Raw genomic sequence first — 19,561 nt, 5'->3', positions numbered from 1 at the left:
TCGCCACTGCAGTCCACCCCTCTGACCAGCCCGATCTCCAGCTCAGGACAGCAGAAGGGCACGGGCGCAGTCCGCCAGAAGACGGCAACGTCACTCTCGCCAGTGAAGATCACCAACAGCATCGGGGCCGTGGTTCAGAGCCATCCGTGTTGGCCGGCCTTGTAGCCGGCTTCGAAACGGGAGCCGGCTTCGAGTCGGCGCATCAGTTCTTCCATCCGGCGTTTGACGGTGCGTACGGAGACGCCCAGGCGCTTGGCGGCGGCTTCGTCGGTCAGGCCGGTGGAGAGGATCTTGAGGAGTTCGCGTTCGGCAGCGGTGATGCCGGTGGCGTCCTCGGGGGCGGGGGCCCGGTCCAGCGGGGCGGCGTCCGTCCAGACCCGGTCGAAGAGCTCGGCCAGGGCGGCCACGATGCCGGTGGTGGTGACCAGTACGGCGCTGGGGGCCGCTGAGGCGGGGTCGATCGGGACGAGTGCGCTGGTCCGGTCAACCAGCAGCAGGCGGTGCGGCAGCGCCGGCGCGGTGCGCAGCTGGGCGCCGACGGCGGCCATCGAGCGTGCGTAGGCGAGGGAGCGGGGGTTGGTGCGGGTGCTCTCGTGGCAGAGGGTCTTGAGGGTGATGCCGCGGGCGAGCAGGTCCTCGTCCAGGGGGCGGGAGGCTTCCAGAGCCTCGGGGGCCATCTGGGTGGGGACGATCGAGCAGATCTCGCTGGTGGCGCTCTGGACCAGGGACTCCAGCCGGGACTGGATCTCGTCCAGGCCCTCAAGCCGCTCGCCGCCGGTAGGGATCCTCCGCTGCTCTCGGACTGCCTGCTCGGCGGCGGTGGCGACCGCGAGGCGATTGGCCTCCAGAACGGCCTGACGGGCGCGGAGTTCCTCCTCCTGGCGGCGCAGCAGCAGCGCGCGGGCGCGCTCGGGGCTGACCGGCCGGCGCTGCTGGGGTGCCTCGCGCGACATCCGCAGCAACGCGAGGTCGGCCAGCGTGTCCAGGCTCGCCCCGACCTGGTCCTGGCTCAGGCCGAGGCGCTCGGCCAGCAGAGTTGCGTCCAACGTCGGTTCGGCCAGCAGTTCCTGGTACACCTGCTCGCAGACCGCATCCAGTCCCAGAGCGCGCAGCATCGCCCCAGCCCCCGTCCCCCGTGTCATGCCGATGTGACGCCCCTGTGCGGTCAGAGCGTGGCACGAACGCGTCGGCCGGAGCAAGGCATGCGGCCGCTGCCGCAGGGTCTGGCCCGATCGTGCCATGGAACCTTCGGGCCACCGGACACTGCTTCCGCCTGCCCGGGCCGCACGGAAGACTTCTGTTCACCGGAGGACGCCGACAGTCCGACGGACCCGGCACCACAGCGACTGGCCGTGCCGAAACCCCAAAGACACCCGACGGAGGTCCCGCCATGCCCGCAACACTGCGATTCGTCCTGTTCGGCCTGATCGCCCTGTTCGGCACCGGACTGTCCGCCGCACCCGCCGACGCCGCGGCCGTGCCCGTGGCCGCCGCGCCGGCAGTTGCTGCGCCGGCGTCGGTGGCGACGGACGCGGGCCCGGGCCTGGTCTGCGGCGCCTGCTGGGGCTGAGGCGATGCACACCCGCTACGCCGTGGCCGCCCGCCTGACGGGCCCGCCCGTCCGTCACCCGGCCCCGCTGCCCCCGCAGCCCGCCACCGTGGTCGACCTCCTGTGGGCTCACGCCACCGCCGCCGACCGGCTCGACCACGTCCGTGTCCGCACCCCGGAACCCGCCGGCGGGCTCGAACTGCTCGTGCTCCTGCGGGCCGAGACCGACGCCGACGCCATCCTGACCGCCGACGACCTGCTCGGCAGGGCTGCTCGGAGCCCTGCCCTGTCCGGCTGGCACGCTGACGGCTTCCGCGTGCTGCCGCTGGCGGCGCTGGACACCTGACCCGTGCCTGCCCGCCCGGTAGTTCCGGCCGCGGTTCAGCCCCGGCCGATCCCGGGACCGGCCGTCTGCGCGGCCTGCCCCGACGCCGGGGGCAGCATGCAGCAACCTCCACGCACCACCGCGGCCGAGCGTGTCGCCGCCCATGACTTCGCCGCCGCCGTGCGGCCCGCCATCCACGAATCCGAACTGGGGGAACGACCAACCATGCCTGCTTCCAAGCGCAGCATTTCCGGTGTACTCGCCATTACGCTCGGCAGCCTCCTTGCCAGTGGCCTCGTCGCGGCGCCGGCCTACGCCGACACCCCGACGATGTGCGCCGACACCTCCAGCCAGAACGGCCGGATCGCCGGTTGCATGGTCGCCACGCGGGCCCAGGACTGGATCAACGACGGCGTGACCTACAGCACCAGCAGCACTCACGACGGATATCGCACCGACTGTTCCGGCTATGTCTCCTGGGCGCTGAACCTGAGCCAGCCCGGGCTGGTCTCCGGCGCCATGTACGAGGCCAACGGCTTCGTCGACGTGGCCAAGGACAGCCTGCAGCAGGGGGACATCCTCACCAACCCCTCCGCAGGTTCGGCCGGCCACGTCGTGCTCTTCGACCACTGGACCGACAGCACCCACACCAGCTACTGGGGCTTCGAGAACACCGGCGGCGGCAACGTCGGCTACCACACGATCCCCTACCCGTACTGGTCCGGAGCAGGCACCTTCTACCCCCAGCACTACACCAACCTCGCCACCGGGACGCCGCCCGCCCCCACCGTGGCCGCCCAAGGCGCCGCCAACTCCGGCACGGTCACCCTGACGGCCTCCGACACCGACCCGACGGTGTCGACGATGACGTTCTACGTCGACGGAACCGTCATCGGGTCCACGACATCGAGCCCGTTCAGCCTCTCGTGGAACACCACCGCTTACCCGAACGGCACGCACCAGGTCACCGCGGTCGCCACCAACGCGCGGGGCAACTCGCCGGCCTCCGCTTCGGCGGCCTACGTCGTGAACAACGTGCAGGCGTCCGCCACCGCACTCGGCTCGAAGTCCTCAGACGGCACGTTCGCGACCTACTTCCGCGGAACCGACAACAACCTGTGGTCGGTCTCCGACGACACCAATGGTGCCTGGCGCAACTTCGACTTCACCACCGCCGTCCCGGGAACGCCGGCAGCGACGGGAAAGCCAGTGGGTGAGAAGCTGCCTGACGGGACGTTCGCCGCGTTCTACCGCGGTACCGATGGCAACCTGTGGTCGGTGTCCGACGACAGCAGCGGTGCCTGGCACAGCTTCAACTTCACCGGCGCGACCGGCGCTCCGGCGGTGGTCGGCAACCCGGTGGGTCAGAAGCTGTCGGATGGGACGTTCGCCGTGTTCTACCAGGGTACCGACGGCGACCTGTGGTCGGTCTCCGATGACACGAGCGGTGCCTGGCACAAGTTCGACTTCACCACCGCCGTCCCCGGAACACCCAAGCCGAGCGGCGACGTGGTGGGGGAGAAGCTGGCGGATGGGACGTTCGCCGCGTTCTTCCGCGGTACCGATGGCAACCTGTGGTCGGTCTCCGACGACGCCAGCGGGGCCTGGCACAGCTTCAACTTCACCGGCGCGACCGGCGCTCCGGCTGTGGTCGGCAACCCGGTGGGTCAGAAGCTGTCGGATGGGACGTTCGCCGTGTTCTACCAGGGCAGCGATGGCGACCTGTGGTCGGTGTCCGATGACACGAGCGGTGCCTGGCACAAGTTCGACTTCACCACCGCCGTCCCCGGAACACCCAAGCCGAGCGGTGACGTGGTGGGGGAGAAGCTGGCGGATGGGACGTTCGCTACGTTCTTCCGCGGTACCGATGGCAACCTGTGGTCGGTGTCCGACGACGCCAGCGGGGCCTGGCACAGCTTCAACTTCACCGGCGCGACCGGCGCTCCGGCGGTGGTCGGCGACCCGGTGGGTCAGAAGCTGGCGGATGGGACGTTCGCCACGTTCTACCAGGGAAGCGACGGTGACCTGTGGTCGGTCTCCGACGACACGAGCGGTGCCTGGCACAAGTTCGACTTCACCACCGCCGTCCCCGGAACACCCAAGATGGGTTCGTGACCGGCCGTCATCCGGCCGAGCAAATGACATAGCGGCACCCGCGACCGGTGGACTCCTCCAAGAGCCCGCCGTTCGCGGCGTTTCACGAGCCCCTCCACACGTGCGTGTCCCCGCTCGCCGCCGGCCGCAACGAGGCGAACGGCACCGCGTGGGGAGCATGATCCTTTGATGCTTCGGTGGATGCGGACCACCACGGCGATGGGCTTCGGACCGTCCTCCACGGGGGATGGGGGTTTCGCCAGAACCGCCCGCCGGAGGCCGCGGGAGCGGGATACTCGGGCTCGTCACGACGAAGTGCCGGCGGGCCTGGAGTTGCCTCGGATCCTGCCTGGTAACCCGGTCTGGCTCCGGCACGCCGCCTACCTTGCGCAAGTCCTCGACCTGACCGCGAGTGCGTGCCTTCGCCGCAGGTGACGGTGGTGGCGCCGGCCGGGTGGGCCTGGGCGAACTCCGCGCGGCTGGGTGCTGGTCGGCGTATCACCCCGTCCGAGCGGAGCCGTCCCAGGACCTCGACGGGCAGGTCGCCGAGCAGGCCGGGGATCATCTGGTGCTTGGCGTCACCACGGCCGTAGGTAGGGCAGAACGACGGTCCGGACAGGTCCCGGCATCCGGCCGCGGCCACGGCGAGACGTCGACCGCGAGCACCGGCCGCTGATCGGCGGCGCGCGGCAGCGGCAGGCCGGCCAGCGCGGACCGTAGCCGCACGACGTCCACGCGGCCCCGGTTCAGCGCGGCGTAGCGGTGCGCCGACGGGTTCGGCCACCGCTGGTACCGGCTCGGTGGGCCGCCTCTGCGTCTGGCAGCCGAGCACCGAGGCCCTCTTCGGCGGCCGGCAGCGCGACGACCGGTGGGCAGAGCGGGTCGGTGCCCGGGGCGATGACGGGCTGTGGGTCGAGTACCCGCCAGGCCGACGCCGACCAGGAGGTGTGTGGGGCCGCGCCGAGGTGGAGCGGATACGGGCACTGGTGGCATCCGTCGGGGGAGGGGCAGTGATGCTGTGTCAGGTCGTCGGAGTGTGGGGCGTGCGTGCTTGGAGGGCGGTGCCGAGGGGGGTGCGGCTGTGGTGTACCGCGCGGCCGTCGCGGACCGTGGTGATCAGGCCGGCGTCGCGCAGGGCGCTGGCGTGGGTGGAGGCTGTGCCGAGGCTGATGCCCAGCTGGTGGGCGAGTTCGGTGGTGGTCAGGGGGTCGGTGAGCAGGCGCAGGGCGCGGGCTCGGGTGGTGCCGAGGACGGGGGCGAGGGCGTCGTGGTCGGTGGGGGTGGGGGTGATGGGGATGCCTTGGCCGGCCGGGTAGACGAGCAGGGCCGGCTCGCCCGGGACGGTGCCGAGTAGGGGGCTTCCGGTCCAGTGGAAGGTGGGGAGCAGGATCAGGCCCCGGCCGGCTGCGAGGAGGTGCCGGTCGTAGGGTGCGTCGAGTTCCCAGGTGCCGTCGATCAGGCGTGAGCCCGGGCAGAGGCTGGTCAGGGCGGCCGCGACGCCGTGCTCGGCGGCGGTGAGGGCATAGCGCAGGTACTCGGTCTGGTGGAGGCTGCCGATCTCCGGCCAACTCGGGCGGAGCACGGTGTCGTAGGCGTCGCGCAGGCCGCGCCGGAGCAACTGCCAGGCGGCGGAGTCGTTCTCGGTCAGGTCGCGCAGCCACTGCGGTGGGGTCTCCCGCCGGTTGGCCCAGACCCGTTCGATCCCGTCCCGGACGAGGGCGGGTGGTGCGGCCCGGACCGCTTCCAGCCCAGTGGCCAGATCGATGCTCACCGGGTCGAGGAAGGCCGGGCCTCGGTAGGGGGTGACCAGGTCCCAGAGCGGGCGGGTGCTACCAGGCAGAAGGCGCCACAAGCCGTTCCGCCACCGACCGAACAGCGCGGCTGAGTCGGGGCGTTGGAGCATCATCAAGGAGAGCTTCAGCTCCACCAACGGGGCCGGCTGGGCGGCGAACCGGATCCTTGCGAGATCATCCGCCGACAGCTCGATCCGCAGCACGACCGTCTCCTCTCCAAGCGCGCCAGTCCGCAAGGGTTTTCGTCTGGATGGAAAGCATCGCTGAAAAGACGCGCCGCAGACCAGGCTGACGGCATGACACAACGATCGTGCCGCCGAGCGGGCACCGGCCGTCCGGGCGGGACACCGCTCAAGGACCTGGTCCGGTCGTGCGCCGGTGGGACTTCACTTCCCGATGGGAGAGCGAGGTAGGCGCACGTCGGATGGCCTTTCTCGGTTGACCGGCAAGCCGTTCGGTCGCCGCCCGGTTGATCGCTGTTCGTCGGCCCCGCCGGGACGGCGGCCATGTATCACCGGCGCGATTGAGTGGTCCACCTGTGCCCTCGCACCAGTTCGTCCTGTCCGAAGGCAGGTCGACCACAGCGAACCGTCCCGGCCTGTGCGGGGCGATCCGGCACGTATCGCAGCCCGTGCCCGGGCCTCGTGTCGTTCACCAAGCATCGAACAGGAGAGTAAATGATGACTTCGCGCATCACCGTACGGCGGCTGATGGTCGCCGCCGCCACACTCGCCCTCGGCGGCGCCCTGGCCGCCACGCCCGCCCAGGCGGCCGTGGCGCCCGCCGCGGCAGCGTCCGCGAGCGTGCGGACGGCGGTCAGCCCGATCGAGCCGATGCTCGTCGCACTGTCGCCGAACAAGAGCGCCGTCTACGAGTGGAAGTCGGGGAGTGGGTGGACGCAGATCGGCGGACCGGCCGGCAGCGTCGTCACCGGGGGCGGGTACGTGATCGCCACCAACCCGACCACCGGCAACGTGTACCGGTACAACGGCACGCCGATGAGCTGGAGCCAGATCGGTGGCCCCGGCGCGCAGTTCGCCATCGACAGCTTCGGCGACGTTGTCGCCCTCAGCCCGGACCGATCGGCCGTCATGGAGCTGCCCCTCGGCGAGACCGGCTGGATCAAGATCGGCGGACCGGCAGCGTTCATCGCCGCAGGCGGCAGCAGCGTGATCGCCACCAACCCGACCACCGGCAACGTGTACCGGTACAACGGCACGCCGATGAGCTGGAGCCAGATCGGCGGCCCCGCCGCCGGCGGCGCCGACACCCAGCCCGGCTTCGGTCTCGACGACTTCGGCAACGTCTACGGGCTCAGCCCTGACAAGCAAGCCGTCATGGAACTGCCCGTCAGCGCGACAAGCTGGATCAAGATCGGCGGACCGGCCAGCAGCATCATCGCCAGCGGCGGAGGACTGCTCGCCACCTCCCCCGCCACCGACCCGACCACCGCCAACATCTACCAGTACGACGGCAGGCCGATGAGCTGGAGCCAGATCGGCGGCCCCGGACACCAGTTCACCCAGGACAACCAAGGCGACGTCTTCGCCCTCAGCCCCGACCAGTCGGCCGTCATGGAACTGCCCGCCACCGGAACAGGCTGGACCAAGATCGGCGGACCGGCGTCGTTCATCGCGGCCTCCTGACCCCCGGACGACGCACCGACCACCCACCGCTGCGCTGCCCGGTGCAGAGGCAGCCGGTGGGTACGGGCCCGTCCATGCGATCCGGCTCGTTCGGGCGCCGGGGCAACGTGAGGGCTTGTGGCACTACGCCCTTACCCTGACCCTCTCGTTCCCGGACGAGACCGGTCCCAGCTGGGCACACCCACCTGTCAGTGACACTCGCAACCAGGAGATCGCCACCCACGTCGTACTGCCTACCGAGCAGGTCGGCAACCGTGCTCAGGCCCTCGGGCTCGGGGACGGGCACTGGCCCAAGTGCCGCCGAAGCCGCCCGCTGGACAGCACGTAGCCGCGAACCGCTGCGCCACTGTCCACGGCACGCCGGGCGCACCGGCGGCGCACCGGACATCGACCCGCCCCGGGGGCAGGGGCCTACGGTGCGGCGGACCGGGTGGGCGAGCCGGCGTGGAAGGCTGCGGGGAGGCCGCCGGTGGCGAGCTGGGCGGCGATGAGCAGGGAGGCAGCGGCGGCGAGCCGTATCGGTGACCTCATGACGGGATTCTGACAGCCGGCTGCCACAGGTACCGCGGCCGGGTGCCGCGCCGGGCCGAGTAGGGCTGATCGCGCCGTTCGTCGGCCTGGGTACGGCGCCGCGTTCGCCCGCCCCGGACCGCGCGGTGATTGCGCGCCAGGAACCAGGTACCGCCGGGCAGGGGCAGGGGCAGGGCCCGCCCGATTCGGGCCAGGCGAACCAGGGCGAGCACACCTCGAACAAGACCGAGAGCACGGTGTCCCAGTCCGGGTCACGGGTGCGCGCGCTCTCCTCCAGGACCAGCCGCGCGGCGCGCCGCTGGCGGACACTGGCCCCGGGGTGCGCGAACTGGTCGACGATCGCGTGGCTGGTGCGGCGGCGCCGGTCGGCGGGTTGTTGGCCGACGGCGCGGGCGTGGGTGCACCAGGCCCCAGACACCCACCTGCCTGGACGGCGAGCAGGTGTGCCGCGGGGTCGGCGGCTTCCTCGCAGGCCGGGCACGGCATCCCACACAGCGGCTGTTCCAGGTCGCGTTCGAGCGGGTGGTGTGCCCTGCACACATCACCGTCGAGTGTGCGGGTCCGCACCGGGGTGGGTGCCCCGGTGCGGATCGGACGGTGCGCCTGCGCTACCAGGTGACGTGGTTCGTTGCCGGCCTCCTCGGATGGGGACGGCGTCACGACCTGGGTGGCTGCGTGTGCCGCGTCACCGCCGTTACTTCTGGATGATGGTGGCGGTGGCGGTGGAGCCGGTGTAGTTGGGGGTGGTGGTGTAGGTGGCCTTGTAGCCGTTCCTCTTGAGGTTGTTGGCGATGGCGCTCATCTGGTTGGCCGGGCTGTGGGTGTAGATGAAGGTGGCGGTGGGTTGGCCGGGGCTGGTGCAGGTGGCGGTGCCGTGGGTGTCGGTGAAGGCCGTGCACACCTGGGTGGTGCCGTCGACGGTGGTGAACACCACCTGCTGTCCCATGACCGGGGTGCCGCTGCTGGTGGTGAGGGTTGCTGACATCCCGGTGATCGTCAGCGTGGTCCCGTTGGTGCGTACCTGGGTGGCGTTGTGGGCGGCCAGGTGGGTGGTGGCGGGTGCGATGGTGATGCTGTAGGGCTGGGAGGAGGTCTGTTGTCCGGTGCCGGTGCCGCTGTCGGTGACCTGGACGGTGAAGGTGAAGGTGCCGGCGGTGGTCGGGGTACCGGAGATGACGCCGCTGGACGGGTCGATCATCAGGCCCGGGGGCAGACCGGTGGCGGCGAAGGTGTAGGGGGCGGTTCCACCGGTGGATGTGCCGCTGGTGGTCGGCGTGTTGTAGGTGCTGACGACGGTGCCGCCGGGCAGGCTCGCCACCCACGGGACGGTCAGGGGGCTGACCACGCTCTGGGTGAGGACGGTGCTGGTGGAGGCGGGGTAGATCGTGTCACCGCCGTAGGCCGCGGTGATCGGGTGGGAGCCGGCGGTCAGGGCGCTGGTGGTGAAGGTGGCCTGGCCCTGGCTGTTCAGTGTGGCGGTGCCCAGGGTGGTGGTGTTGTCGGTGAAGGTGACGGTGCCGGTCGGGTTCGGGGTGGCGTTGCCGGTGACGGTCGCGGTGAACGTCACGTCCTGACCGGCCACCGACGGGTTCGGCGAGGCCGTGAGCGTGGTCGTCGTGGCCTTGGCGGTGGCGGGGGTGTAAAGCTCTGCCGACGCCGTGATGCCGCTGTTGGTGAGCCCTCCGGCGGCCAGTACGGTGCCGTTGGGTAGCAGGGTCGCCGTGTGGTTAAGGCGGGGGGTGGTCATGGAGCCGGTCGCGGTCCAGGTGCGGGCCGCCGGGTCGTACAGCTCTGCCGACGCCGTGGCACCGCCGCCGGTGTTCCCTCCGGCAACCAGCACCGTGCCGTCGGGCAGCAGTGTCGCCGTATGAACCTGACGGGGGGTGGTCATGGAGTCGGTCGCGGTCCAGGCGCGGGCCACCGGGTCGTACAGCTCTGCCGACGCCGTGACGGCGCCGCCGCCGGTGTCCCCTCCGGCGGCCAGTACGGTGCCGTTGGGCAGCAGTGTCGCCGTGTGGATCCGACGGGGGGTGGTCATGGAGTCGGTCGCGGTCCAGGCGCGGGCCACCGGGTCGTACAGTTCTGCCGACGCCGTGGCGGCGCCGCCGCCGCTGTTGTCCCCTCCGGCGGCCAGTACGGTGCCGTTGGGCAGCAGGGTCGCCGTGTGCTCCTCGCGGGGGGTGATCATGGAGCCGGTCTCGGTCCAGGTGCCGTTCGTCGGGTCGTACAGCTCCGCCGACGCCGTGGCACCGCCGACGGTGTCCCCTCCGGCAATCAGCACGGCGCCGTTGGGCAGGAGGGTCGCAGTGTGGTTAAGGCGGGCGGTGGTCATGGAGCCGGTCGCGGTCCAGGTGCCGGTCGCCGGGTCGTACAGCTCCGCCGACGCCAAGACGACGGTGCCGCTGGTGAGCCCTCCGGCAACCAGCACGGTGCCGTTGGGCAGCAGTGTCGCCGTGTGCTGCTCGCGGGGGGTGGTCATGGAGCCGGTCGCGGCCCAGGTGCCGGCCACCGGGTCGTACAGCTCCGCCGACGCCGTGGCACTGCCGTTGGCGGCCCCTCCGGCAACCAGGACCTTGCCGTTGGGCAGCAGGGTCGCCGTCTGAACCTCGCGGCCGGTGGTCATGGTGCCGGTCACGGACCAGGCGCCGATGGCGGCGTGAGCGGGGCCGACCAGCCCGGCCAGAGCGAGGACCATTCCGGTGCACACGGCAGCGATCCGGGCCCCGGCCCGGTGCGCCCGCTCGCGCTCCCGGTTCCGCCCCGGCCCTGCGCCGCTGGGGCCGCCCTCGTAGGGGAGGAGGTCCGCGCGGCCGCGTGTTCTTCGCGCGGGGTCGGCCAGGGCTCTGACGACCCGTCCGGGGGACCACCAACGACGTGAGCGGGCGGGCGGAGCGGTCGGTCGGTGATCCGGTGGAATCGTCACCGGTGTGGTGCGGGGCATGGTGTGAGGCTTCCTCGAACAGGTCTGTCCGGCCGGACAGCACAACCGGGTCGGCCCGCCACCCGGGCAGACACGACGACGCGGGCCTCCTGGCCGCGTCCCAACCACAGTCCCCCGCAAGACCACGAGAACAGACCCGCCCCTCCGAAGCCGTCACCCACGTGGCCGGGCCGCCTCAGCGGCCGTCCCCCGGACGCCACCCCCTCCGCCATGGGTGTGTCGGCGGGTGGGGCCTGTGCCGGGTGAGTGGCTCGGCAGGGGCTCTTGGGGATGCGTCTATCGGTGGTACTGCGGTGCCCTTGCCAGGAGTCCACGGTCACGGTGAGGGTTTCGGGGTTGCCGCTGTTGCCCTGGTAGAGGGTGTCGCCGCTGTGGGGGCGGTGACGGTGTGCGGGCCGGTGGTGTGGAACGCGGTGACCGGGCCCGCGGCTGCGCAGTGTCCCAGGGGGCGGGCCAGGCGTCCGGTGCCCAGGGTCGTGCCGGTGGTGGTGCCGGTGAAGGTCACGGTGCCGGTGGGCGTGGTCGTCGAACTCCCGGTGGGGCAGACCAGGCCGTCGAGCACCACCGGCGAACCGACTTGGGAGCGTTGCGGGAACGCGGTCAGGAGGGTGGGCACCGGCTTTTCCGGTGTCTCCGGCGGTTCCGCCGGTGTCACCGGAGAGGGGGCCTGCCGGGAGTGTTGTACCTCCTCGTCTGCCGCCGCCGGCACCGCCGAGAACCGGGGGCTCGCCGGCGGCGGCGCCTCCGAGCCTGGGCCGTTCGGCACCCGGAGCGGGGAAGGCGGCCAGGAGTTGGATGGGACCGATGACTACGTGCGATCACCAGCTGGCCGGGAAGCGTGACGGTCTGAGGCCGGATCCCGGCGTTGCGGCCGCCCGTGGCCGGGTGCTTCAGCTGGCCTGGGTGGCGGCTGTGTGGTGGGCGAGGGCCTGCTCGGCGGTCGCCGGGGTGAACGGCTCCAGGGTCGTGACGTGGAAGCGCTTCAGGCGCGGGTAGCGTTCGCCGGTATCGGTGAGGGTCCAGTCGTGGCGGGTGCGGGCGGTCATCGGCTGGCCGGTGCGGGTGATCCCTTCCCAGGCGAACTCGACGGTGAGGCGGTGGTCGCCGTCCTTGCCGGGGGTGACCTGCGGGTCGATCAGGTGGTGGGTGCTGACCTCGACCAGCTCACCGGCCTGTGCGTACCAGGCGGCGACCTCGTCGAAGGTGTGCAGGACCCGGCCGTCGGGCAGGGTCATGGCCAGCTCGGGGTGCAGCAGTTCGCGCAGGACCTCGGCGTTGTCCTGGGGTTGCTCCAGGAGGGAGCACCAGTAGTGGACGAAGGCCAGGACCCGGTTCTCGGTAAGTGCGTCGGTGAACGGCCTGTCCTGGTAGGACAGGATCCGCTCGGCGCAGGTGCTGATCCGGGGCAGGTGCTCGGCGGGGTGTTGGACGAGTTGGAGGTCGTAGCGCAGCAGGGCGGCGCCGTTCATGCTCGGGCCGGCTGTTTCGAAGTCGTGGGTGACCGTGGCCTGGGCGGTGTTGGGGCCGGTGTGCTCGATGGCGATGCTGCGCAGGTGGTGGGCGTTGGACTGGCCCGGGTACAGGGTGGCGAGGCCGTCCAGGTAGGCCTGGCGGCCCTGGACGTCGGGCTGTCCACCTTCCGGTGGGCGGTGCATGGTGAAGTCGTCGGTGACGAGTTCGCCCTGATGGTCGAGGTTGCGGTTGTCGCTCTCGTAGGCGGTGTACCAGCGGTGCACCACGGTCAGGGCGCGCTGCTCGTAGGAGCCGGCGGCGAGGGCGGCGCGGAGGGTGTCGAGCGCGGTGGTCATGATCGGTGTTCCTGTTCTGGGGTGGTTCAGCGCACCCAGGCGCTGGTGAGGGTCTGGACGGCGGAGCCGTCGAGGTCGGCCCGTGGGACTGGTGAGCTCGGAACGGCCAGGAGCGCCCGGCGGCCCATGACCGGGAGGCTGGACCGGGACCACCCTTCCCGACCTGGGCTTTCGCACGCGAACCGACGCGGTGCGCGCGACAACGAAGATCACCCTGACGGGGGTGTCGGAGTGCGGGGAGGATCGGTCCGGGTTTCGGCGGGAGCCCTCAGCCAGTGGTGACCCGGCTGGGGGTGCAGCCGGAGCCTCGGAGTTCTCGCAGGTCGGGGACGTGGTTGACGAGGGTGCCGGGGCTGGTGCCAGTGCCGGCTACGTGGAACCGGGTCATCCCTTGCCGAGGTCCTCGGTGAGGCCCGCGCTGATGGTGGCGGCGCCGCCGGTGGCGGCCTGCGAGCGATAGGGATGGGAGACGACGGCGCCGTCCAGCACGATCGCGAGTTGGTTGCCGGGGTCGCTCCGGGCGGTTAGGCGCCCGGTGAGGGTGGCGAAGGACCCCGCTTTCGACGGGGTGAACCGCAGCAGCACCTGCCAGTCGCCCCCGCCGGCGTCCTGACCGGCCGTGCAGTCCGCGATGTCCGCGCCCGTGCCGGCGGCCGGTCCCAGAGCGAACTTCAGCTGCGGGGTCTACGGCCCTTGGGAGGATGGGGCGCCGCAGGCGACGGTGTCGGCGACGGGCGCAGTGGCGGCGGGCGCGGGCGTGCCGGCGCCCGGCGCGCCGCAGTCGAGCGCGCCGAACCGCTGCTGGAGCTGCGCCGCAACGCCGCCCTGCGTCGGCGGGACGGGCGCGGGGCCTGCACGGCATGCGCCGGCGCCGTGGCGAGGACCGGGGCGGAACTCCAGGACCGGCTGGCGTCCGAGCCCGTCCGCCACGTCACCGACCGGGCCCACCACGGACAGCGAGAGGGCGCCGGCGGCCGTGCTCACCCGAGGGTCCTTCAGCCCGACGAGTTGGGCCCGCTGGGCGAGCTGCCTGGCGGCCTGCCGGAGCGCATCGCCGGCCAGCGGCCGTCCGCGGTGAAGACCACCACCGTCCGGCCCTCACCCGCCGGCGGCCGGCACTGATCGGTTGGCGCCTGTGAGCGCTCAGCGGGCTGGTCCGAGTTTGCGGTTGGTGCCGGAGCGGGCTATGTCGAGGTCGAGGATGGAAGTCAGTGGTGTGCCGTTGTTCCAGAATCCGAGCAGGTCGACATCGATGAGGGTGAGCTGGTGCTTGGCTGCGAAGGCCCGGGCCGGTTTGGTGAACACGCAGGAGGCGACGAACAGCGGGACATCGGCGCCGTGCTCCAGACGGGCGGTGCCGTTGAAGGTCTGGATCTCGCGGCTGCCGACCGAGCGGCGCGGGGCGTAGTGCTTGCACTGGACGACGAGGCGGCGGCCGTCGGGCAGGGTGGCGGTGACGTCTGCGCCCAGGTCGCCGGAGCCGCCGACGCGTTCGACGTCGGTGCAGCCGTCGCGGCGACAGAGCACGGCGACGTGCTCCTCGAACTGCCGGTCGTCCATCGCCCAGATGCTGTCCATGGACCGGCGCGCGGCCAGAGCGGTCTCGGCGGCCAGGCGGGCTCGCTCGGCTGCGGATTCCCGCCGGCCGGCACGCACCAGGCCGGTGACGAGCGCTGCTGTGGCCAGCGCCCCCAGAACGATTACCAGCATCATCACGTCGGTCCCCCTCGTCATGCCCTGCGCTGTCCTACTTGCTGCCCAGTCGGTCGGGTCGCCACGCAGCGGCGGTAGGCCGGCTGTCGGGGACCTGCCGGGGAACGGTCGTCGCAGCCCCGCGGGATGCGATGACGGGAGACGAGCTGGACGGCCGACCACCACCAGCCGGGGCGGACGGAGGCCTCGCCCCGCTCGGGATAGGGAGCCCGGCCAGACCTCCCCGGGCACCTCCGCCGGCACCTTCGTGCCCCCGAGGGCCGAGGGGACCGTTTCCGCAGGTCAGCAGTCCCGGACTCCTTGCATTGTGCCGCGGACTGTCTGGACAGCGATGAGGGAATTCCATCCTGGAGTTTGCTGGTCAGTGTGCTGGCGTGGCGTTGGAGTGAGGCAGTGCGCCGGCCGGGGCCGGCTGATGCTGCCGGCCTTGCCCGACGTGCTGGAGTACTGGCGTGGCCATTCCTACCGCCGACCGGGCCCGTTGCCGCTCGTCAGCTGGTGATCGCCGCCATGGTGCATGGTGTACAGGGCGTACTTGAGCGCTTGAGCAGGCTTCATGCCGCGGCCCTCGGCCTGGGCGAGCGCGTGGTCGGCACGGGGCAACTGGGCACGGATGACGTCGGCGAGCTCGTTCAGCCGCGGGCGCTCGACCGTCGCCGGGAATCGGCCGGTGCCGGGGCGCAGGGCGTCGGCGGCGGCCAGCAGGGTAGCCGCACGCGATGGGTTGTGCCGGTCGGCTTCGATCCGGGCGGTGGTGGTGAGCGCATCGACGGCCGGCATCCACAAGCCGTTGGCCAGGCAGTTGCGCAGCGCGGTGCCCAGCCAGTGTGTCGCGCTGCCCATGTCTCCGGAGGCGTGGAGGTTGCGGGCGAGCTGGGCCTGGTGGCAGACGGTGGAGAACAGGTCGTCGCCTACGGCCGTCTCGGCGAGTGCTGCCCGCGACAGCCGCACGGCTGCAGGGAAGTTATCGGCGTAGTACGCGACTTCGGATGATACGGCGACCCCGCTGACCGACGCGGTCCGCGCGATCACCGGTCTGGTCGGGCGGGCGCTCAACCGACGCCGGTGGGTCTTCACTGACCACGAGGTGGTAGTCGCCACGGATCTGCTGCAGCGCACCGGTCCCCCGAGGAGGGGGCTCCGACGAGGCGGCCCTGGCCTGGTTGATCGGCAGCACGGCCACGCTCCGCGAGCATGCCCAACTCACCACCGGCCGCCTGAGCGAGGCCCTGGACGCCTGCGCTGCCGTGTTGACCCCAGCCGCTGCCCGGGCCGCGGACGACCTGGAACCTGGCCGCAACGCCGTGCCCGCACTGTTGGACGCCGCCCGAGCCCAGGGCGAGGTACCCACTGTCCTGGTGGCCGGCTTCACCGGGATGGTCGACTTACGACCTCCGCGGGCCCGGGAGGGCGAGCGTCAGGTCATGGGACTGATGTGTCGGGTTGGCATCTGGCCGAGGCTGCCGGCATCGGCCGCCGCGCCGCGCCCGGTGGGCGGGTGCTCGTGTGCTCCTGGGACCAAGACCTGCACAGGTCGCGGTACCGTTCCCAACGTGCCCTGCGGGCAACGTGAAGTGTCGCGTCAAGCTGGGGCACTGGCCGGCCCCTTGGCAGCCTGGCCACGGACGCGTACGGCAGGAGAAGGGAAGGTGTCAGTTTCATGATCGGCGCTACCGCCTCACGAGCACGACGGATCACTCGCCCCGATGCGATCCTGCGCGGGGAGGAGATCGGCGCCGGACCAACCTTCCTGCTGCTTCACGCCGGCGGCGAACGCCGTCAGGTGTGGAGGCAGGTCAGCGAGGTCCTCGTCGACGCCGGGTACCGGTGCGTGGCCTTCGACCAGCGAGGCCACGGTGACAGCGAGGGCAGTGCTCGGACCCTGTCCTCGTGCGCGCACGACATCACCGCGATGGTGCACGCCGAGCCACCGGCAACCGTGGTCGTCGGTGCCTCACTCGGCGGGCTCGCCGCCATTGCCGCCCTCACGGATCCGGCCGTGCGAGCCAAGGTGGCAGGGCTGGTGCTGGTCGACGTCGTGCCCTGCCTCGAACCCTCCAGGGTCCGCCGCTTCCTCGCCTCCGTCGGCCCGCTCGGCGCCCACACCGAGCTCGTCGAGGACATCCTCGCCCAGGTTCCACGGCTACGGCAGGTCACCGCGGAACTCGACCTGCCCGTCCTGCTCGTCCATGGCGACAACGGATCCTCGCTCACCGACGAGGACATCGACCAGTTGCTGCGCCTGGCTCCACACACCACAGTCCGGCCCATCCAAGGCGCCGGGCACCTCATTGCCCGCAATCAACCCGTGGCCTTGGCCCAGGCCATCATCGCCGCCACCACTTCCTGGCGGTAAGCGCGCCGCCCGGTGTTTCCGGTAATCCGGTGCAGGAAGGGCGTCGTCGCAGGCGACGTCGCCGGACTGGTCGAGCCCATCGACGACAATGTGCCCGACCAACGCTCGACTCGCGAAGTGAGCCGCTCAGTCACAGCTGGCCCCGAGGAGCCCCACCCCCGCTGACCATCTGCCGCCCCCTCGGCCCAGGCCCCCAGCAACAGCCGGCCCCGACCGGACAACCCACGCCCGGGCCGCACCGCTGCCGACCGTGCCGCCGCCTCGGCCGAGCCCACCGCGACCGGCCCGGCCGCCGCCCGCTCGCCCGGCGCGAGGAGCAACCCACCCCCCCCGGGCGCCGACCGCCGGCTGACGACCGGCGGTGGCACAACTGCGCCGCGCAGGTGGTGTTGCTGGTGGCCTTGGAGGTGCCACCGTCTCGCGCCGGACCTGACATCAGTGCAGGTCAGAGCGCCACGGCCCCGACCTCGGCACTGACCAGCCACCGCGGCGCGAGTCGCTCTCCTTGGCCGCGGGACTGTTGCGGCAGTTGGCCTGGCGCCTGGCCTACCTCGCCGCGAGCGTGGGCGGGATCGGCTGACGGTTGCCTACCGGACGTTGCCCGTTGGCCCGGCGTGAGGAGTGGCCCGCCGTCCGCTTGGCCCCGCCGTCCGCTTGGCCCCGGTCGGGCAGCCCGCCTGGGTGGCACCGCCGCCGATTGATCGAAGACGGAGACCAACCGTCGTTGAGCGCCACTGCACCTGCGGCCGACCGCCGACCACTACCGTCGGGCTGCGGTGCCTGGTGGTGGGCACCGCAGCTCCGTTCCCCGGCCTGAGGTGTGGCTCCCGGCCCCACCAGCAGCGACCGTCGGCTGACGACCAGCCAGTACCTACGCGCAGCTCCCGCATTCTCCCCCCCGGGGGGCGGCGGGGCAGTGAGTGGCGAGTGGGGGAGCGGCTTGCCGGGAGCAGGGGGCGGGTCTGGTGGCGCCGGGCAGGAAGGGTAGGAGGGAGGACGTGCGGATGGCGGGGCAGGGCCGCGGCGGCGGGCCGTGGGGGCCGATTCGGGCGGACACGGACGAAGCCAGGGCGCTGGCGCTCTTCCTGCGCCGACAGGTGGAGTCGAGCGGGCTCACGATGGTCGAGCTCGCACGGAGGATTCCGATGTCCCGGACACAGGCCGACCGCTATCTGGCCGGCAGGGTTCCCGATCAGTCGTTCGTGACCGCCCTCGTGGCGGCGACCGTCTCCGAGCCCCGGCTGCGCGAGCGTCGGCAGGCCGAGGCGGTTCAGCTGCTGCGGGCCGCCCGGAGCCCGGTGCCTGTTGGGCGCACCGTTCCGGCCGGTGAGCAGTTCACCCTGGTGGAACCGGCCCGGGTGCGATCGCACCAGGCCGAGGTGTACGACCGGTTGACCGGGTCGCTCGAGCAGCACGGCGAGCTGCAACGGACGGCGAACAATTCCGCCCGCCTGGTGCTGGTCCTGCTGCAGGTGCTCCAGGGCCTGGAGCAACGCGTCCAGGAACTGTCCGCCGAGCACGCCCGGTTGCGCGACGCTGCCGGCGAACCGCAGCCACTGGCCCGTGCAGAGCGGCTCCTGGCGCGTGCACTGGATCAGGAACGGCGGGCCAGGGAGGAACTGCACCGTGCCCAGGAGAAGCAGAGGCAGGCCGAGGACCTCGCTGCCGGCGCGCAGGAGCAGTTACGGACACTGACCGATGAACTCTACCGGCTGCGCGCCGGCCAGCGCGGAACCGACGACGAGTCGCGGTCGGTGCCCGGCACGTCGTACACCGGGCACGAGCCTGCCGATCAGGTGGGCGATGCCATCGAACAGGCCCTGACGCGGGCCACGGCTGTGAACGACGCCGAGGACCAGACCCTTCGGCGCATCACCGACGAACTGCGGGAAGGCCGCCACGCCCCGCGTCCGGAGGCCGAGCCCGGCGGCGACCTGGTCGGCCCGTTCGAGGGGCCCCGGGCTGTCCCGGAGGACCCGGATGACCCGGACGATGCCGCTGCCAGCGCCGTTGCCCAGGCCCGCCTCGACCACCTGCTGGACCTGGCCGGCATGGGCGCTGCCGTCGAGGGCTACTGGCAGGTGACCGCCGGGTTGTACGCCGCGCTCACTCAGAGCCGAGCCCGTCTGCTGGGCGCCGACGATCGGCAGACGCTCATCGCCCGCGGTTTCCACGCCTGCAGCGTGGGCTTGGCGGGGGACGCGACTCGGGCCGCCGACCTGCTGGAGACCCTCGTCACGGACTCCATCCGCGTGCTGGGCCCCGACGACCGCGCCACTCTCATCGCCCGCAGCTTCCATGCCTACTGGAGAGAACGTCGATAGAGGCGGCGGCCCGGCGTGTGGGTGCGGCCAGCGGTCATGGCCTCGTCCACCGCACGGGCGAGGTGCGGCAGCCGGCGCCCGAAGTGGGCGAGGACGGTAGTCGACATCGCGGCTGCCGCCGCGACCACGGCGGCCGGCGCGATCCGCTCCCAGGCCGTCGGCTCGGGCACACCCTCCATGCCGGCCGCGCCGATCAGCACGTGGCCGTCTGGCGGAGTCGCAGCTGCCCGTGGAGCTCGCGGCCGCCGCCCGGGCCGATCCCGCGGCCGGTGACCTGCTCGATCGCCGGCGCGGTCCACTCCACTACCCCGGCCGTGCCATGGGCCGGCTGCCGGCGGTCCGAGAGTCCTGTGAGGTGATGCGGCTCACCGGTGGTCGCCAGCCCGCTGCCCCGGGCGGGGTGTGTGGCCGCGCCGGGTTCCCCCCACCGTGGAAACCCGGTCCGTGCTGCATCGATCAACGCCGGGCGGTTTCGGGGAGT

The 19,561-nt window shown here is 71.9% G+C and carries 15 protein-coding genes and 1 pseudogene; 7 read left to right on the top strand and 9 right to left on the bottom strand.

Annotated features, from left to right (window positions below; all coding sequences use genetic code 11):
* Positions 1-134: 134 nt before the first annotated feature.
* On the bottom strand, positions 135-1,115 hold the full coding sequence (locus ACQRUO_RS06720; protein WP_428314804.1) for a helix-turn-helix transcriptional regulator: 981 nt from the start codon (positions 1,113-1,115) through the stop codon (positions 135-137).
* Between the two features lie 275 nt (positions 1,116-1,390).
* On the opposite strand from ACQRUO_RS06720, the gene ACQRUO_RS06715 reads away from it, so the two are divergent.
* From ACQRUO_RS06715 to ACQRUO_RS06705, 3 genes are all read left to right on the top strand, one after another.
* Positions 1,391-1,570, top strand: coding sequence for a hypothetical protein (locus tag ACQRUO_RS06715; RefSeq protein ID WP_428314803.1), 180 nt, complete (start codon positions 1,391-1,393; stop codon positions 1,568-1,570).
* A gap of 4 nt (positions 1,571-1,574) precedes the next feature.
* Positions 1,575-1,895, top strand: coding sequence for a hypothetical protein (locus ACQRUO_RS06710; protein ID WP_428314802.1), 321 nt, complete (start codon positions 1,575-1,577; stop codon positions 1,893-1,895).
* Positions 1,896-1,991: 96 nt separating this feature from the next.
* Complete coding sequence (locus tag ACQRUO_RS06705) at positions 1,992-3,989, top strand: Ig-like domain-containing protein (RefSeq protein ID WP_428314801.1); 1,998 nt, start codon at positions 1,992-1,994, stop codon at positions 3,987-3,989.
* Positions 3,990-4,413: 424 nt separating this feature from the next.
* On the opposite strand, the pseudogene ACQRUO_RS06700 reads toward ACQRUO_RS06705, so the two are convergent.
* Together ACQRUO_RS06700 and ACQRUO_RS06695 are read right to left on the bottom strand one after the other, a co-directional pair.
* A pseudogene (locus tag ACQRUO_RS06700) lies at positions 4,414-4,727 on the bottom strand (transposase); the annotation flags it as partial.
* Positions 4,728-4,989: 262 nt separating this feature from the next.
* Positions 4,990-5,964: a winged helix-turn-helix domain-containing protein gene (locus tag ACQRUO_RS06695; RefSeq protein WP_428314800.1), complete on the bottom strand. Its 975-nt coding sequence runs from the start codon at positions 5,962-5,964 to the stop codon at positions 4,990-4,992.
* 477 nt (positions 5,965-6,441) lie between these two features.
* Here ACQRUO_RS06695 and ACQRUO_RS06690 point away from each other — a divergent pair, with 477 nt between their 5' ends.
* On the top strand, positions 6,442-7,407 hold the full coding sequence (locus ACQRUO_RS06690; RefSeq protein ID WP_428314799.1) for a hypothetical protein: 966 nt from the start codon (positions 6,442-6,444) through the stop codon (positions 7,405-7,407).
* 1,225 nt (positions 7,408-8,632) lie between these two features.
* Here ACQRUO_RS06690 and ACQRUO_RS06685 read toward each other — a convergent pair.
* From ACQRUO_RS06685 to ACQRUO_RS06675, 3 genes are all read right to left on the bottom strand, one after another.
* Positions 8,633-10,633 (bottom strand): kelch repeat-containing protein, encoded by a 2,001-nt coding sequence (locus tag ACQRUO_RS06685; protein ID WP_428314798.1) that lies wholly within the window; start codon positions 10,631-10,633, stop codon positions 8,633-8,635.
* A gap of 1,136 nt (positions 10,634-11,769) precedes the next feature.
* Positions 11,770-12,687 (bottom strand): hypothetical protein, encoded by a 918-nt coding sequence (locus ACQRUO_RS06680; RefSeq protein ID WP_428314797.1) that lies wholly within the window; start codon positions 12,685-12,687, stop codon positions 11,770-11,772.
* 384 nt (positions 12,688-13,071) lie between these two features.
* Positions 13,072-13,350 carry a SecDF P1 head subdomain-containing protein gene (locus ACQRUO_RS06675; RefSeq protein WP_428314807.1) on the bottom strand — a complete coding sequence of 93 codons (279 nt, stop codon included), beginning with the start codon at positions 13,348-13,350 and terminating at the stop codon, positions 13,072-13,074.
* 30 nt (positions 13,351-13,380) lie between these two features.
* Here ACQRUO_RS06675 and ACQRUO_RS06670 point away from each other — a divergent pair, with 30 nt between their 5' ends.
* Positions 13,381-13,809: a hypothetical protein gene (locus tag ACQRUO_RS06670; protein ID WP_428314796.1), complete on the top strand. Its 429-nt coding sequence runs from the start codon at positions 13,381-13,383 to the stop codon at positions 13,807-13,809.
* Between the two features lie 21 nt (positions 13,810-13,830).
* Here the strand turns inward: ACQRUO_RS06670 and ACQRUO_RS06665 are convergent, their stop codons facing one another.
* Complete coding sequence (locus tag ACQRUO_RS06665) at positions 13,831-14,421, bottom strand: restriction endonuclease (protein WP_428314795.1); 591 nt, start codon at positions 14,419-14,421, stop codon at positions 13,831-13,833.
* A gap of 441 nt (positions 14,422-14,862) precedes the next feature.
* Positions 14,863-15,477 carry a hypothetical protein gene (locus tag ACQRUO_RS06660; protein WP_428314794.1) on the bottom strand — a complete coding sequence of 205 codons (615 nt, stop codon included), beginning with the start codon at positions 15,475-15,477 and terminating at the stop codon, positions 14,863-14,865.
* A 583-nt stretch (positions 15,478-16,060) separates the two neighbouring features.
* Here ACQRUO_RS06660 and ACQRUO_RS06655 point away from each other — a divergent pair.
* Positions 16,061-16,756, top strand: coding sequence for an alpha/beta fold hydrolase (locus tag ACQRUO_RS06655; protein ID WP_428314793.1), 696 nt, complete (start codon positions 16,061-16,063; stop codon positions 16,754-16,756).
* 1,004 nt (positions 16,757-17,760) lie between these two features.
* Positions 17,761-19,080: a helix-turn-helix domain-containing protein gene (locus ACQRUO_RS06650; RefSeq protein WP_428314792.1), complete on the top strand. Its 1,320-nt coding sequence runs from the start codon at positions 17,761-17,763 to the stop codon at positions 19,078-19,080.
* On the opposite strand, the gene ACQRUO_RS06645 is transcribed toward ACQRUO_RS06650, so the two are convergent.
* Entirely contained in the window at positions 19,059-19,250 is a 192-nt protein-coding gene (locus ACQRUO_RS06645; protein WP_428314791.1) for a hypothetical protein, read from the bottom strand. The two genes, ACQRUO_RS06650 and ACQRUO_RS06645, sit on opposite strands and share 22 nt — an antisense overlap.
* Between the last annotated feature and the right edge of the window lie 311 nt (positions 19,251-19,561).

Source organism: Kitasatospora sp. LaBMicrA B282 (assembly GCF_050325825.1).
GTDB lineage: Bacteria > Actinomycetota > Actinomycetes > Streptomycetales > Streptomycetaceae > Kitasatospora.
Note: the sequence above shows the minus strand (reverse complement) of the source record. Positions and strands in the feature narration are given on the sequence as shown.

What these genes read in the sequence shown, in the direction of transcription:
- ACQRUO_RS06720 (WP_428314804.1), bottom strand. Translation starts at nt 1,115, where the DNA reads ATGCTGCGCGCTCTGGGACTGGATGCGGTCTGCGAGCAGGTGTACCAG.
- ACQRUO_RS06715 (WP_428314803.1), top strand. Translation starts at nt 1,391, where the DNA reads ATGCCCGCAACACTGCGATTCGTCCTGTTCGGCCTGATCGCCCTGTTC.
- ACQRUO_RS06710 (WP_428314802.1), top strand. Translation starts at nt 1,575, where the DNA reads ATGCACACCCGCTACGCCGTGGCCGCCCGCCTGACGGGCCCGCCCGTC.
- ACQRUO_RS06705 (WP_428314801.1), top strand. Translation starts at nt 1,992, where the DNA reads ATGCAGCAACCTCCACGCACCACCGCGGCCGAGCGTGTCGCCGCCCAT.
- ACQRUO_RS06690 (WP_428314799.1), top strand. Translation starts at nt 6,442, where the DNA reads ATGACTTCGCGCATCACCGTACGGCGGCTGATGGTCGCCGCCGCCACA.
- ACQRUO_RS06685 (WP_428314798.1), bottom strand. Translation starts at nt 10,633, where the DNA reads ATGGTCCTCGCTCTGGCCGGGCTGGTCGGCCCCGCTCACGCCGCCATC.
- ACQRUO_RS06680 (WP_428314797.1), bottom strand. Translation starts at nt 12,687, where the DNA reads ATGACCACCGCGCTCGACACCCTCCGCGCCGCCCTCGCCGCCGGCTCC.
- ACQRUO_RS06665 (WP_428314795.1), bottom strand. Translation starts at nt 14,421, where the DNA reads ATGACGAGGGGGACCGACGTGATGATGCTGGTAATCGTTCTGGGGGCG.
- ACQRUO_RS06655 (WP_428314793.1), top strand. Translation starts at nt 16,061, where the DNA reads ATGATCGGCGCTACCGCCTCACGAGCACGACGGATCACTCGCCCCGAT.
- ACQRUO_RS06650 (WP_428314792.1), top strand. Translation starts at nt 17,761, where the DNA reads ATGGCGGGGCAGGGCCGCGGCGGCGGGCCGTGGGGGCCGATTCGGGCG.